We start from the raw sequence: 13469 nt of genomic DNA on the forward strand, positions 1-13469 counted from the left end.
GATAACCCATGGGGAACAAAATGGAAAGGGCAGGTCGTGCGGCCGTGGCTTTGTTTTCGCGCCACGGCCCGCATGGGTTTGTCTATTGGGCCGGAGGATAGATGGTCTTCCAGTCGCGTTTCATGTCCACGACCGTCCATCCCGTCTTGGCCGCCTCGGCCAGTGCGTTTTCCGCGCCCTTGTCGTAGGAGAACTCCCGCTCGGCGTCGGTGTGGCGGACCAGAAGCGAGAATCGGGTGGCCCACTGGAGCATCTCCAGGTCGCCGTCGGAATTGCCGAACGCGGCGATGGGACGGCGGCCGACGTGCGAATTGATGCCCACGGGTTTGCCCGCCTTGTCGTCGATGAAGTCGATCTTGGCCAGCCGCATGAGGACCGGCTTGCCGTCCCGCATCTCGAACCGGGTCGCGACGGAACTGCCCACGACCTGCTCCGGGGGGATTCCATAAGTCTTTTCCGTCCAGGGGCGCATGAACTCGATGCCGCCGCCCGAGACGATGAAGGTCTTGAAGCCGTTGGCGCGCAGGTAGGCCAGCAGTTCCAGCATGGGCTGATACACCATGCCGGTGAACGGGAGCTTGGTCCGGGGATGCCTGGCCTTGGCTATCCATTCCGCGACCAGGTTTTCAAATTCTTCGGTGGTCATGCCCGTGTGGGTGGCCATGACGAGTTTTATCAGCGACGTCTCCCCGTCCTTGAACGCGGCGTTCAAGTCCCCCTTGAGCACGGAGGCGTAGGGCTCTTCGGTCCGCCATTCCGGATGCTGCGGGGCAAGGGCCTTGACCCGGTCCAGGGCGAAGAACGCCTGGAAATAGATCGGTTTTTCGGCCCAGAGGGTGCCGTCATTGTCAAAGGTGGCGATGCGCTCGGGCGCCGGGACGAAGTCCGGCCCGCCCTTGGCGGTTACCTTGTTCACGAAGTCGATGATGCCGGCCTTGGCCATGCCGTCGTTCCAGGAGGGAAGCGGATCGGCCGCCGGGGCCGCCTGGCCGAAGGCGATGACGACAATCAGGACAAACAGGCATGCGATGTGTCGGCGTAGGTGCATTTGCTTTCTCCTTGGGTGATGGCCCGCCCCCGGAGGCCAGGGCCTCCGGGGGCGGGTGTCGATGTCGTCCTGCTTGATGTGCCGTTCAAGCCCGTCCTAGTTGCCGGTGGGCAGGGGCAGGCTGATGCCGTCGTTGACAAGGGAATCGCGAATGTACTTGAAGTGCTGATACTTGGTCAGCGTGATGGGGCCGGTGTAGACCTCGCTTTGCAGCTTGCGCGGAGGGTACTGCACATATGTCTTCATCAGATCCTGGATCGCCGCGTTGATGGTCACGAGGGTCCAGGTCCGTTCGGTGTAGTTGTTCATGAAGATGTCGTAGCGTTCCTGCGGGTCTTGCCAGAGGTCGAAGACCTGCGGCACGGCGGCGGTGTACTTGCTCGGTCCCTTCCAGCCGAGGTTGGTGTCAACGGCCAGGCCGCCGGTGGGCTGCCCGTTGTCTCCACGCAGGTTGAACAGGGCCTTGTAATTGCCCACACGGGCCGCGCCGGGGGTCAGTTCGTCCTCGGTGAAGTAGAACCAGGAGGTCCGCTCGCACTTGCCCTTGCCGAAGAGCACGGGGGACATGTCGTAGCTGTCGAAGATGATCGGCTGGCCCTCGCGATCCTTGGCCGGGAGCTTCACCTCGGCGATCCTGGCGAAGGTGGCCATGAGATCCAGGCCGCCGACGAGATCGTGGCTCTTGGAGCCGGCCTTGATCTTGCCGGGCATCCAGGCGATGGCGGGAACGCGGTTGCCGCCTTCGCGCACCGTTCCCTTGGTGCCGCGGAACGGGGTGTAGCCGGCGTCAGGGTATACGTCCTGCCATGCGCCATTGTCCGTGGTCCAGAAGACCAGGGTGTTGCTGTCCAGCTTCAACTCGCGGATCTTGTCCATGATGCGGCCGACCCGGGTGTCGAGTTCGACCACGGAATCGGCGTACTTGGATTTGGACAGGGACTTGTGCTCGAACTCCGGGGCCGGCATGTTGGGCTGGTGGACCTTCATGAAGTTCACGTTGAGAAAGAAGGGCTGGCTGGATCGGGCCCCCGCTTCGAGGTATTCCAGAGCCGCCTTTTCGACGTACTTGTCAAAGAACGGGATGCCGACCACGCCCTTCTCGGGGGTATCGACATACTGCCCGTTGATCTTGAAGTCTTCCTTGGCCTTCTCCCCGTCCTTGCCCGAGAGCGAGCCCTTGGTCACCTTCTTGAACATTGCCCTCAACTGGGGGTCCATGTCCGGGAACCAGGTCGGGTCCGCGTAGGTGTAGGCGTTGAGGTGGTACAATCCAACGTACTTCATCTCGTCGTAGCCCTGGGCGTTGGGCAGCGCGTAGTCTGCTTCGCCGAGGTGCCACTTGCCGGTGAAGTAGGTCTTGTACCCGCCCTGCCTGAGGACCGACGCCAGCGTCCATTCGGCTGCGGGCAGGCCGCCGCCCTGGCCCTGGAAGGCCACGGTGGTCATGCCGCTGCGGTTGGGAATGCGGCCGGTCTGCATGGCGGCGCGGCCGGGGGTGCAGCTCGGCTGGGCGTAGAACGAGAACATGGTCATGCCCTCGTCAGCCATCCGGTCGAAGTTCGGCGTAGGCATGCCGCGCCCTGCGCCGCCGCCGTAGGCGCCCAGATCGCCATAGCCCGTGTCGTCCGACACGATGAGCACGATGTTCGGCTTCTTGGCGGCCTGCGACGTCCCTGCCAAGCAGAGCGTCGTCAGACAGGCGACAATTCCCATGAGACATATAATGCGTTTCATCTCACTGCCTCCTCGCGCCTCGCTCCACCGCCGAAGAGTCCGGCTGTTCGTTTGACGGCTAATATTGTTATGATTAGCCTGGTTTGGAAGACAATTCCCATTCCTTCTCTCAAAAGTGTTTCGGCGAATTTGTCGCTTCACTCAACCATCCGTTATTGGGCGCATGACGTCTATGCATCGCCCAGATGGGATTATCTACTTATTCCACGCATAATCGAGTCGTGAAATATTTAAAAGCAATTTTTTTTAATCACGATTGACATTTTTTATCAATTTTCCGGGCAGGGCGTTGCCTGAATGGCGGAAAAGCAGGTATCGAACAGGCGAAATGCAGGCTGCAACGTACAGGCGCAAGCCGCGATACGCTCTAGAGGCGCATCGGCGGCGCGGATGGGCAAAAGCCCGGGCGGCCGGTGAACGGAGATGTCCTGCACAAGGTGAAACAGGGGGTGTCGTGATTCTCGTGGGCCACATGCGCATTCCGTCCTTGCTCTGCGTCTTTCTGGCGGTCTGCGTCGCGTCGATCTCGCCCTGCTTGGCCGACGGCGACGCCGGATGGTTCGACGCCATGCACCGGTCCGGGAAGGCCGCGGAGAGGAAGGCGCAGCCGATATCCGACCGGATTGTCGTCGCACCGGTTCCGATGGTGAACCCAACCCTGGGCGCGGGGTTGATCGGCGTGGGCATGTACATGCACCCGAAGGACTCGTTCTGGAATGACGAGGCCTCGGAGGACAACGCGACCCGGCAGTCCATCTCCGGCATCGCGGCCCTGGCTTCAACCAACGGGAGTTGGGGGGTCGGCGCGTTCCACAAGGGCTTCTACGACAACGACACCTTTCGCGGCGTCGCCTTTCTCGCATACGGCGATTTCCAGTTGAAGTATTTCGGTTCGGGAGACGATGCGTATCTTCGCGACAACCCCGTCGGCTACGCGGCAAAGATCACCGCGTTCCAACCCGAACTCATGGCGCGGGTGGAGGGCGACTGGTTCGTCGGCGCCAAGTATTCCCTCTTCTCATGGGATTTCGGCGCGGACCTGTCGAAGCTGTCCCCGACCCTGCCGTATCTGAACCACACGATCACGACGGCCGGGCTGGGGCTGGTCGGCGAACGGGATACCACCGACGACAGCGTCTATCCGACCAGGGGCGGGCTTTTTCAGTTCGAGGCGACGGATTACGGGGGGGCCTGGGGAGGGGACTTTGAATATGCCAAGGCCTCGGCGAGCTATGCGCACTATTTCCCGTTGACGGACAAGCTTGTCCTGGCCGGCCAGGGGGAGCTGAACCTCTCCACGGGGAGTACGCCTTTTTTCGACATGCCTTTCCTCCACCTGCGGGGATTTCCCTACGCCAAGTACATCGACAAGCAGTCGTCTTCCATTCAGGGCGAAGCCCGCTACAAATTGAGCGAAAAATGGGCCGCAAACATTTTCGCGGGCCTGGGCTGGACCAGCGGAGAGCCCGGGGGCCTCTACAAGGGGCCGACCATCCCGACCGGCGGCTTCGGGATTCGTTACCTCATCGCCGAAGAACAGAAGATGTACCTGGGGATGGACCTGGCCTTTGGCCCCGGGTCGACGGCCTTGTATTTCCGCTTGGGCGAGTGGTTCTAGGCGAAGGGCCGCCACCGGGTAAGCGGAGGTGGCGGCGTTGCGCTCAGCCGCTGCTCCAGATGTTGACGCCCTGTTTGAAAGGAACTGTATCCTGCGCCCTTGCAGCGCAACAAGTAGCTCCCTGCCATGTCGCGGAGATATGGCAGGGAGTTGATCCTCGGGAACGTGGCGGCTGCATCTTGCAATCCCGTCTCCCCCGGTCGCCGCAGACGAAACAAAACCGCCCGCTCCGGCTTGAGCCGGGGCGGGCGGTTATTGTATCGCGTGTGCGCGTGCGGGCCTAGCGTTTGTACACGGCGCCTTGGGCGGCGGAGGTGACGAGTTTGGCGTAGCGGCGCAGGAAGGGCGAGTCGATCTGTTTCTCGACGGGCTTGAAGGCCTTTTGGCGTGCTTCGAGCTCGGCGTCGTCCACGAGCAGGTCGATGGTGCGGGCGGGGATGTCGATCTGGATCTTGTCGCCGTCCTTGATGAGTCCGCAGGGGCCGCCGGAGGCGGCTTCGGGCGAGATGTGTCCGATGGCCGCGCCGCGCGTGCCGCCGGAGAAACGGCCGTCGGTGATGAGGGCGACGGATTCGCCCAGTCCCATGCCGGAGATGGCGGATGTGGGGGTGAGCATTTCGCGCATTCCGGGTCCGCCCTTGGGTCCTTCGTAGAGGATGACGACCACGTCGCCGGGCTTGATTTCCTTGCCCAGGATGGCGGAGACGGCGTCTTCCTCGGAGTTGAAGACGCGGGCGACGCCGGTGTTTTGCATCATCTCCGGGGCCACGGCGGACTGTTTGACGCAGCAGCCGTCGGGCGCGATGTTGCCGTAGAGGATGGCGATGCCGCCTTCCGGGGAGTACGGGTTGTCGATGGGCCGGACGATCTCGTGGTTGGTGACGCGGGCGTTCAGGTCCTTCAGGTTCTCGCCCAGGGTCTTGCCGGTGACGGTCATGACGTCCAGGTGGAGCAGGTCCCGCTTGGCCAGTTCGCTCATGACGCCGGGGATGCCGCCCGCTTCCTCCAGCTCCTCCATGTAGTGGGGGCCGGCCGGGGCGAGCTTGCACAGATTGGGCGTCTTTTTGCTGATCTCGTTGAACATGGCCAGGTTCAGGTCCAGCCCGGCCTCGGCGAAGAGGGCGGGCAGGTGAAGCGTGGTGTTGGTGGAGCAGCCGAGCGCCATGTCCATGGTCACGGCGTTGTGCACGGACTTTTCGGTGACGATGTCGCGCGGGCGGATGTTCTTTTCGAGCATTTCCATGACCTGCATGCCCGCCTTCTTGGCCAGACGGACGCGGGCGGACATGACGGCCGGGATGGTGCCGTTGCCGGGCAGGGCCAGGCCGATGGATTCGGAGAGGCAGTTCATGGAGTTGGCGGTGAACATGCCGGAGCAGGAGCCGCAGGAGGGGCAGGCGGTCTCTTCGAGTTCGGTGAGCTCCTCCATGGTCATGGAGCCGGTCTTGACGCGGCCCACGCCCTCGAACACGGTGATGAGGTCGGCGGAGCGGCGGCGTCCGGCGAGCATGGGGCCGCCGGAGACGATGACGGCCGGGATGTTCAGGCGCAGGATGGCCATGAGCATGCCGGGCACGATCTTGTCGCAGTTGGGGATGCAGACCAGGGCGTCGAACGGGTGGGCGGTGGCCATGATCTCCACGGAGTCGGCGATGATTTCGCGGCTGGGGAGGGACATCTTCATGCCCTCGTGGTTCATGGAGAGGCCGTCGCACACGCCGATGGCCGGGAATTCCATGGGGGTGCCGCCCGCCATGCGGATGCCCGCCTTGACCGCCTCGGCGATGGTGTCGAGGTGGATGTGGCCGGGAATGATTTCGTTGGCGGCGCAGCATACGCCGATGATCGGCCGTTCCATTTCCTCTTTGGTCAGTCCGTCCGCATAGAGCAGGGAGCGGTGGGGGGCTTTTTCCAGCCCGGCGGTCATTTTCTTGCTACGCATGGTTCCTCCTCGGAGCGCATTTTCGGTGCGTCAGTTGACGCACAACGGGAGCGGCTGTCAACCGCGCCGGGGGGTTAGCCTGTTATTTCGGCCACCCGTTTCGAAATATGGTCTTGGATCTCTCTGATCCTGGCCTCGTCCGCCGTGCGGACCGTGGAGGCCAGGCCGGGGATGGCGGCCTCGTCGAGCCCGCTCATCATGCCGACGGTGAACGCGTCCACCTCCTCGTCCTCGGCGGGCAGGAGGCCGCAGCCGCCCACCGCGCCGATGACCTCGCCGTCCCTCTTGACCGGCACGGAGACGCGCAGCAGGCCCGCGTCGCACATCTCGGCGAAGGGCTCGCCTTCCTTGAGCAGCCGGGTGAACATCTGGCCCGCCATGACGCAGATGGAGGAAAAGCCCTTGTCGTCGTTGCGAATGGCCCGGCAGAGGTCGTTGCCCCAGGTGTTGCCGAAGAGCCGGTGGCCGTCTGCGTCCATGATGTCGGCATTGAGGCCGAAGCGGTCGTGCAGGTCCTGTTGCAGTTCGCGCCACTTGGCTTCGGGCGCAAGGTCGGTCAGCTTCATGTTGTAGCCTCTTGTGATGGTCTTGGTTGGGTGAACGGGTTTGGTAACCCTATTCACTGCGGCGCGCAAGGGTTGCGGGAGCGTGGCCGCTCGAGAATAGTGGTTTTCAGCTTCGGCAAAAGCGGCTAGAAGGAGGCGGTGGAGAGACCATGACGACGCAAGACTGGAAGAACCGTTTCCGGGCCATGACCTTCGGGGTGCCGTGGAACATGATGCTCCTGACCTTCGGGGCGTTCCTCATCGCCTATGCGGTCAAGGCCGTGGCCGTGCCGCACGGGCTGCTCACGGGCGGCATGTCGGGCATCGCGCTGCTCTGCTACTACGCTTTCGGCGGCCTGAGCACCGGCCAGTGGTACCTGCTGCTCAACCTGCCGGTCTTCGTGCTCGGCTGGGTCTACGTCAGCCGCAAGTTCCTTTTCCTGAGCCTCTACGGCATGCTCGCCACATCGCTGTTCATCGACATCATTCCCTGGTCCCTGCCCATGGAGGACGTCTGGCTCGCGGTCATCACCGGCGGCGGCATCCTGGGCGCGGGCGTGGGCGTGGCCCTGCGCTCGCTCGGGTCCACGGGCGGGTCGGACATCCTGGCGGTCATCTGCAAGGAACGGTTCAATATCTCCATGGGCTCATTCGAGTTCTGGTTCAACATGCTCGGGTTCCTGGGCGGCTTCGCCTTCCTGGACCCGCACATCGTGCTCTATTCCATCGCCATGACCTTCGTCACGGCCGTGGCCATCGAGTACGTGGTGCACCTGTTCAGCGAGCGGAAGATGGTCATCATCGTCTCGGACAACGCGGACGCGGTGCGGCGGACCATCCTCGACGACCTGGACCGGGGCGTGACCCTGCTCGACGGCACGGGAGGCTGGTCCGGCGACCCCAAGAAGGTCATCCTGACCATGATCTCGTCCCTGCAACTCAAGCGGCTGGAGGAATTGGTATACGCCGTGGACCCGGATGCCTTTTTCATTGTAGGGTCGGGCTTCCACGTACTGGGCCAGGGTTTTTCAGCAAGGAAGATCTACTGATGTTCGCGAAGAAGAAGGAATCGCCGCCCCGGACCATCGGGCTGCTCACGGATTTCGGCGTCACCGACCCCTACGTCGGCCAGGTCAAGGCCGTGCTGGCGCGCAAGGCCCCGGCCTGCCCGGTGGTGGACATCTCCCACCGCGTGGAGCCCTACAACGTGGCCCAGGCCGCGTTCTTCCTGGCCTCGTCGTACATGCATTTCCCCAAGGACGCGGTCATCATGGCCGTGGTGGACCCCGGCGTGGGCACTTCCAGACGCATCGCCGGCGTGCGCATCGGCGAACGGTTCCTGCTCGCCCCGGACAACGGGTTGCTCTCCCTGGCCATGCGCAACGCCTGGACCGAGGAGATCGCCGCCTATGACCTGACCGTGGCCGTGCAGGCGCGCAGCAAGGTAGCCCAGACTTTTCACGGCCGGGACGTCTTCGCTCCGCTGACGGCCTGGATCGCCCTGGGCGGCGACCCCGGCTCGCTGGGCACGGAAATGGACCCCGCCGAACTGGTGTCCCCGCTCTGGGCCAGCCCCACGGTGGAGCCGGGCCGCGCCGCGGGCCACGTCCTGCACATCGACCGCTTCGGCAACTGCGTGCTCAACCTGCCCACCGGCACCCTGCCTGCGGCCGGGCGCATCGAGCTGGTCTCCCCGGCCCATGGCGAACTCGGCTTTTCCTCGGCCTACGCCGACCTGCCCGACGGCCGTCCCGGCCTGCTGGAGGGCAGCCAGGGCTTCCTGGAGATCGCCGTCAACCAGCGCTCGGCGGCCCGGCAGCTCGGCCTGTCCATGGGCGACCGGGTGGAACTGACCTGGGAGGAATAAGGATGCGTTTTCTCGACACCCTCGGTTTTCTGACCCGGCTGGCTCCGGCCCGCGTCATCCCGGAGGCGGAGATGAGCCGCTGCATCGGCTGGATGCCCGCCGTGGGCCTCGTGCTGGGCGCGGCCGTGGCCCTGGCGCCCTGGCTCGGGCTGTTCGCCAAGGCCCCGTGGGTCCAGGCCTGGGGAATGGTCGCCCTGGGCGTCTACCTGACGCGCGGCTTCCATCACGACGGCCTGTCCGACATCAGCGACGCGGTGACCACCCACGGCGACCCCGACCGGTTCTGGCAGGTGGTCAAGGACAGCCGCTCCGGCGCGTTCGGGATCATGGGCCTGGTCCTGGCCCTGGGCGGCCAGGCGGTCCTGTTCCGGGAGATGGCCGTGCGCGACGCCTTCGGGGCCGTGGTCTGGACCTTCGTCCTGGGCCGGGCCGCCAGCGTGGCCCTGGCCTACGGCGTGCACCACCTGGCCCGGCCGGGCCTGGGCAGGCTCTACATGACCGGCGCGACCCTGCGCGTGGCCCTCGCGGCCGGGGCCTTCGCCCTTGTCAGCGGATTTTTCCTGGCCGGTCCCCTGGCCACCCTGGCGGGCATGGCCCTGGCCGGGCTGGCCCTGGTCCCGCTCTACCGGCTGGCCGAGCATGTGCGCGGGGCCAACGGCGATTTCCTGGGCTGCGCCGTGATCCTGGGCGAGCTGGCCGCCGGGCTGGGCTTCGTCCTGGCCTTGTAGGGCGGGCTTCCCCCGTCCTGCCGCCCGGCGCGGACCTGCGCGCCGCACCGTCTTTTCCGCGCCGGGGGCTCGCGCTTTTTCGTCCGGCCTGTTACGCTCGGCCCATCCGCAACCCGCATGGAGGCATCATGAAATTCCGTTTCATCCCGGCCCTGGCCCTGCTCCTGTTCCTGCTGCCCGGCTGCGCGCCCAAGATCAAACTCTTCGCCGCCCCGTCCACCGAGCCGCTCAAGGAGTTCGTCATCGAGGGCCAGGGCGGGGGCAAGCTGGCCCTGGTGCACTTGAACGGGTTCCTGATGGACCAGCCGCGCCAGGGCGTGCTGCGCGCCGCGCCGAGCCCGGTGCAGGAGCTGGTCAGCGCGCTGCAACTGGCCGAGGCCGACGACGAGGTCAAGGCGGTGGTCCTGGCCATCAATTCCCCCGGCGGCACCACCACGGCGTCGGACATCCTCTACCACGAGATTTCGGCCTTCAAGGAGCGCACCGGCAAGAAGGTGGTGGTCTGCATGTTCGACGTGGCCGCGTCGGGCGGCTACTACGCGGCCCTGCCCGCCGACTGGATCGTGGCCCATCCGACAACCATCACCGGGTCGGTGGGCGTCATCTTCATGCGGCCCAAGCTGGTCGGCCTGTTCGACAAGATCGGCGTGGACGTGGAGGTGACCAAGTCCGGCGCGGACAAGGACATGGGCTCGCCGTTCCGGCCCACCACGCCCGGGGAGGCGGCCCTGTTCCAGGGCATCATCGACGATTACGCCGAACGGTTCCAGGCCCTGGTGATGCGGCATCGCAAGCTGACGCCCGAGGCCATGGCCGAGGTGCGGACGGCCCGCGTGTTCACGGCGAACCGGGCCAAGGCCGTGGGGCTTGTCGATCAGATCGGCTACGTCCAGGACGCCTTCGCCAAGGCGCGCGAGCTGGCCGGGCTGCCCGCCGACGGCAAGGTCGTGACGTATAGGCGCGACACCTATCCCAACGACAATCCCTACAACACCCTGACGGCGGCCGAGCCGGGCAGGCTCGACCTGCTCGGCGTGGACGCGGGGTACATCCTGCCGCCCAAGGCGGGGTTCTACTATGTCTGGCCCCAGGGGGTGACCCGGTAGGGGGGCTGCTTGGTTGCTTTTCCCCTTTGGGGGGGAAGGCAAGCAGTAGCTTGGTAGTCCGGCCAGAGCCGGGGGAGGCGTCCGCTTCCCCCTCCACGATTTTGTAATGCCCTGCGCGGGCGGCGCTTCTTTTTTGCTGGGCCAAAAAAAAGTAAAAAAGGCACTTGCGGGTAGCTTGGCCGCCTGTGTGTCGCGTCGCCAAGCATCCGATCCAAGCGGGACGGCTCCATCTCTCGGAAAAGCTACAAGCCGTTCCTCCACGCATATTCGTAGACTGCACAAAACCGTCCTGGTGGCCACATGGAGCCGCCTTACCCGCTTGGTCGGCTGCCAATCGCCGGAACACAGGGCTGGGCTCGGCGAATTGATGGAGAGAAACTGCGGCCCCGGACGATTGTCTTGGGCTTTTGCTTTTGCGGATGATCGGGCTGTTGCTTGCCGCTGCGGCGTTCCTGCAAGTTTCGACAATGCAGCCCTGCGGCCAGGCGGCTTAGAAGCTGTCCAAACGGCCGGAGCGGCTTGCTTGCTTTTGGGCGTCCGGTCCAAAAGCAAGTCGCGCCTTCTGGGCGCGAAACCTCCCGATAAAGTCCCGCCGGAGACGGCTCCTTGTCTGCCTTTCCGCTTTGCTTTTTTACAGGAACGATGTGGAGGGCTGCCGCCCCCCGCCCGGCTAGAGCTTCAGCTCGCCGGTGGAGAAGCGGCGCTCCAGGTAGTTGGAGAGGTGGATGAGCGGGAAACAGACCGCGAAGTAGAGCAGGCCGACCAGGGCGAAGACCATCAGGCCTTCGGGCACGCGCTGCACGGTCAGCCACCCGGCTCGGGTGATGTCCGTAAGCCCGATGACCGAGACGATGGACGAGTCCTTGATGAGCAGGACATATTGGCCAACCAGGGCGGGCAGCGCCATGCGCAGCGCCTGGGGCAGGATGACCAGGAGCATGGCCTGGGTGTGGGTGTGGCCCAGGGATCGGCACGCCTCCTCCTGGCCGGACGGCACGGCCTCGATGGCTGCGCAGACTATCTCGCAGATGTAGGACCCGGCGTAGATGGTCAGGCTGATGACCGCTGCGGCGAAGGCCTCCATTTGCAACCCGAACTCCGGCAGGATGAAGAAGATGATGAACAACTGGACCAGGAACGGCGTGCCGCGCATGAAATCGACGTACAGCGAGAGCAGGTGGGAAATGATGGAGCGCCGCCGGGCGCGCAGGACGCCGGTGACGACCCCGATGATGGTGCCGCCGACCAGGCTCAGGGCCGAGACCCCGGCGGTCATGGCCAGCCCTTTCCAGAACATGGGCAGGCTGTGCAGGAGCTGCTCGAAATAATATCCCCACATGGCTCAGGCGCTCCTGAAGCGCATCATGCGCAGTTGATAGAACTTGGTCACGCCCTTGAGCGCGTAGTAGATGACGAGGTACAGGGCGGCCACGGTCAGGAAGGCCTCGGAGGGCATGAACCGTTCGGAGTTGAGAACCTGGCCCGCGCGGGTCAGCTCCATGACCGAGATCAGGGAGAGCACGGCCGAGTCCTTGACCAGGACGATGGCCTGGCCGAGCAGCGGCGGCAGGGTGTTGGCCAGCGCCTGGGGCAGGAGGATGAACAGAAAGCGCTGGTAGACGTTGAACCCCTGGCCCATGGCGGCCTCCACCTGCCCGAAGGGGATGCCCTTGAAGCCCGCGCGGAGAATTTCCGCCACGTAGGCGCCCGAGTTGAGGGAGAGGGCCACGATGCCCGTGGTCAGCTCGCTCACGTCGATGCCCAGGGAGGGCAGGCCGAAGTAGAGGAAGTAGAGCTGGGCCAGGAGCGGGGTGGAGCGGATGGCTTCGATGTAGACCACGGCCGGGGCGACGAGCCATTTGACGCGGCTGATGCGGCAGGCGCAGGCGATCATGCCCACGACCAGCGCGCCGATGATCCCGAGCAGGGAAATCCAGCAGGTATGGTACAAGCCCTCCATGAAGAGGGGCATATACTCCCAGATGATGCGAAAGTTGAAATATTCGAGCATGTGCAGGACCCGTAAAGGGGTGCGCCATGCCCCGGCGGGGCATGGCGCACGGCTTACGGTCTAGTGATCCTTTTCCCAGTCCTTGGACTCGACCCAGTACTTGATGTTGGCGTCGTAGCGCCCATCGGAACGGATCCAGTTGAAGAACAGGTTCATCCACTGGCGCAGGTTCTCGTCCTCGTGACGAACCGCGAAGGACAGCGGCTGCTTGGACATGATGTCGCCCACGAACTTGGTGGAGTTCGGCGGGAAGGCGGCCAGGGAGCCCATGATGGAGGTCTTGTCGTTGACCGCGACATCGGCCTTGCCGGCCATGAGGGCGTTGATGACCATGGGCCCGCCGCCCTTGTAGGACTTGATCTCCGCGTTGGGGAAGAGGCGCTTGGCGTCAGCCTCGCCGGTGCCGCCGAGAAGAACGGCGACCTTGATGCCCTTCTGGTTGATCTGGTCCCAGGAGGTCAGCGGGGAGTCGGCCTTGGTCATGGCCACGGAGCCGGTGTAGTAGAACGGGTCGGTGAAGGAGACCTTCAGGGCGCGCTGCAGGTTGGCGGTCATGTCGGCGGCCAGCATGTCGGCCTTGCCGGAGAGCAGGGCCGGAATCAGGCCGTCCCAGTCATAGTCCAGAAATTTGATCTGCACGCCCATTTCCTTGGCCATCAGCTTGCAGAACTCGACGGACGAGCCGGTGCGCTCGCCGTTCTTGTCCACGAAGCTGAAGGGGGGGCACTGGGTCTGGCAGGCGACGCGCAACTCGCCGCGCTTGACGATTTCGGCCAGGGCGTCGGCAGACGCCGTGGTGGCCGCGGCCATCAGCATGCAGAGCATGACGGCCAGGCAGATGAGACGTTTCATTGTTCCTCCTCGGTGTGC

12 protein-coding genes are annotated in these 13469 nt (G+C 64.6%); 5 read left to right on the top strand and 7 right to left on the bottom strand.

Annotation, left to right across the window (positions count from 1 at the left end):
- Positions 1 to 82 precede the first annotated feature (82 nt).
- Both PHP91_RS04515 and PHP91_RS04520 read right to left on the bottom strand, forming a co-directional pair.
- Positions 83 to 1048, bottom strand: a complete 966-nt coding sequence (locus PHP91_RS04515) for an HAD family hydrolase (RefSeq protein ID WP_300137479.1) — start codon at positions 1046 to 1048, stop codon at positions 83 to 85.
- A 96-nt stretch (positions 1049 to 1144) separates the two neighbouring features.
- Positions 1145 to 2782 carry an arylsulfatase gene (locus tag PHP91_RS04520; RefSeq protein ID WP_300137482.1) on the bottom strand — a complete coding sequence of 546 codons (1638 nt, stop codon included), beginning with the start codon at positions 2780 to 2782 and terminating at the stop codon, positions 1145 to 1147.
- A gap of 454 nt (positions 2783 to 3236) precedes the next feature.
- On the opposite strand from PHP91_RS04520, the gene PHP91_RS04525 reads away from it, so the two are divergent.
- Positions 3237 to 4400, top strand: a complete 1164-nt coding sequence (locus PHP91_RS04525) for a BamA/TamA family outer membrane protein (RefSeq protein ID WP_300137484.1) — start codon at positions 3237 to 3239, stop codon at positions 4398 to 4400.
- 280 nt (positions 4401 to 4680) lie between these two features.
- Here the strand turns inward: PHP91_RS04525 and ilvD are convergent, their stop codons facing one another.
- Together ilvD and PHP91_RS04535 are read right to left on the bottom strand one after the other, a co-directional pair.
- On the bottom strand, positions 4681 to 6342 hold the full coding sequence (gene ilvD, locus PHP91_RS04530; protein WP_300137487.1) for a dihydroxy-acid dehydratase: 1662 nt from the start codon (positions 6340 to 6342) through the stop codon (positions 4681 to 4683).
- 74 nt (positions 6343 to 6416) lie between these two features.
- Positions 6417 to 6908: a PocR ligand-binding domain-containing protein gene (locus PHP91_RS04535; protein WP_300137490.1), complete on the bottom strand. Its 492-nt coding sequence runs from the start codon at positions 6906 to 6908 to the stop codon at positions 6417 to 6419.
- A 149-nt stretch (positions 6909 to 7057) separates the two neighbouring features.
- Between PHP91_RS04535 and PHP91_RS04540 the strand changes: the two genes are divergently transcribed.
- The 4 genes from PHP91_RS04540 to sppA all read left to right on the top strand — a co-directional run bounded on the left by PHP91_RS04540 (position 7058) and on the right by sppA (position 10588).
- Positions 7058 to 7936 carry a YitT family protein gene (locus PHP91_RS04540; RefSeq protein ID WP_300137492.1) on the top strand — a complete coding sequence of 293 codons (879 nt, stop codon included), beginning with the start codon at positions 7058 to 7060 and terminating at the stop codon, positions 7934 to 7936.
- Complete coding sequence (locus PHP91_RS04545; protein WP_300137495.1) at positions 7936 to 8754, top strand: SAM-dependent chlorinase/fluorinase; 819 nt, start codon at positions 7936 to 7938, stop codon at positions 8752 to 8754. Before PHP91_RS04540 ends, PHP91_RS04545 begins: the two co-directional genes overlap by 1 nt.
- Positions 8755 to 8756: 2 nt before the next feature.
- Positions 8757 to 9482, top strand: coding sequence for an adenosylcobinamide-GDP ribazoletransferase (locus PHP91_RS04550; RefSeq protein ID WP_300137497.1), 726 nt, complete (start codon positions 8757 to 8759; stop codon positions 9480 to 9482).
- 128 nt (positions 9483 to 9610) lie between these two features.
- The gene (sppA, locus tag PHP91_RS04555) at positions 9611 to 10588 is read left to right on the top strand and encodes a signal peptide peptidase SppA (protein WP_300137499.1); all 978 of its coding nucleotides are present in this window, start codon (positions 9611 to 9613) and stop codon (positions 10586 to 10588) included.
- Between the two features lie 670 nt (positions 10589 to 11258).
- Here sppA and PHP91_RS04560 read toward each other — a convergent pair.
- Genes PHP91_RS04560 through PHP91_RS04570 form a run of 3 tightly spaced genes read right to left on the bottom strand, consistent with a single transcriptional unit; the run spans position 11259 to position 13451 of the window.
- Positions 11259 to 11927, bottom strand: coding sequence for an amino acid ABC transporter permease (locus PHP91_RS04560; protein ID WP_300137501.1), 669 nt, complete (start codon positions 11925 to 11927; stop codon positions 11259 to 11261).
- Positions 11928 to 11930: 3 nt separating this feature from the next.
- Positions 11931 to 12599: an amino acid ABC transporter permease gene (locus PHP91_RS04565; RefSeq protein WP_300137504.1), complete on the bottom strand. Its 669-nt coding sequence runs from the start codon at positions 12597 to 12599 to the stop codon at positions 11931 to 11933.
- Positions 12600 to 12659: 60 nt separating this feature from the next.
- Positions 12660 to 13451 carry an ABC transporter substrate-binding protein gene (locus PHP91_RS04570; RefSeq protein ID WP_300137507.1) on the bottom strand — a complete coding sequence of 264 codons (792 nt, stop codon included), beginning with the start codon at positions 13449 to 13451 and terminating at the stop codon, positions 12660 to 12662.
- Between the last annotated feature and the right edge of the window lie 18 nt (positions 13452 to 13469).

The organism is Pseudodesulfovibrio sp., assembly GCF_028692895.1.
Classification (GTDB): Bacteria; Desulfobacterota; Desulfovibrionia; order Desulfovibrionales; family Desulfovibrionaceae; genus Pseudodesulfovibrio.

Excerpts from the sequence above, each read along its gene's own strand:
- PHP91_RS04550 (WP_300137497.1), top strand. The coding sequence starts at position 8,757 with ATGCGTTTTCTCGACACCCTCGGTTTTCTGACCCGGCTGGCTCCGGCC.
- PHP91_RS04535 (WP_300137490.1), bottom strand. The coding sequence starts at position 6,908 with ATGAAGCTGACCGACCTTGCGCCCGAAGCCAAGTGGCGCGAACTGCAA.
- PHP91_RS04520 (WP_300137482.1), bottom strand. The coding sequence starts at position 2,782 with ATGAAACGCATTATATGTCTCATGGGAATTGTCGCCTGTCTGACGACG.
- PHP91_RS04540 (WP_300137492.1), top strand. The coding sequence starts at position 7,058 with ATGACGACGCAAGACTGGAAGAACCGTTTCCGGGCCATGACCTTCGGG.
- PHP91_RS04515 (WP_300137479.1), bottom strand. The coding sequence starts at position 1,048 with ATGCACCTACGCCGACACATCGCATGCCTGTTTGTCCTGATTGTCGTC.
- sppA (WP_300137499.1), top strand. The coding sequence starts at position 9,611 with ATGAAATTCCGTTTCATCCCGGCCCTGGCCCTGCTCCTGTTCCTGCTG.
- PHP91_RS04565 (WP_300137504.1), bottom strand. The coding sequence starts at position 12,599 with ATGCTCGAATATTTCAACTTTCGCATCATCTGGGAGTATATGCCCCTC.
- ilvD (WP_300137487.1), bottom strand. The coding sequence starts at position 6,342 with ATGCGTAGCAAGAAAATGACCGCCGGGCTGGAAAAAGCCCCCCACCGC.
- PHP91_RS04545 (WP_300137495.1), top strand. The coding sequence starts at position 7,936 with ATGTTCGCGAAGAAGAAGGAATCGCCGCCCCGGACCATCGGGCTGCTC.
- PHP91_RS04560 (WP_300137501.1), bottom strand. The coding sequence starts at position 11,927 with ATGTGGGGATATTATTTCGAGCAGCTCCTGCACAGCCTGCCCATGTTC.
- PHP91_RS04570 (WP_300137507.1), bottom strand. The coding sequence starts at position 13,451 with ATGAAACGTCTCATCTGCCTGGCCGTCATGCTCTGCATGCTGATGGCC.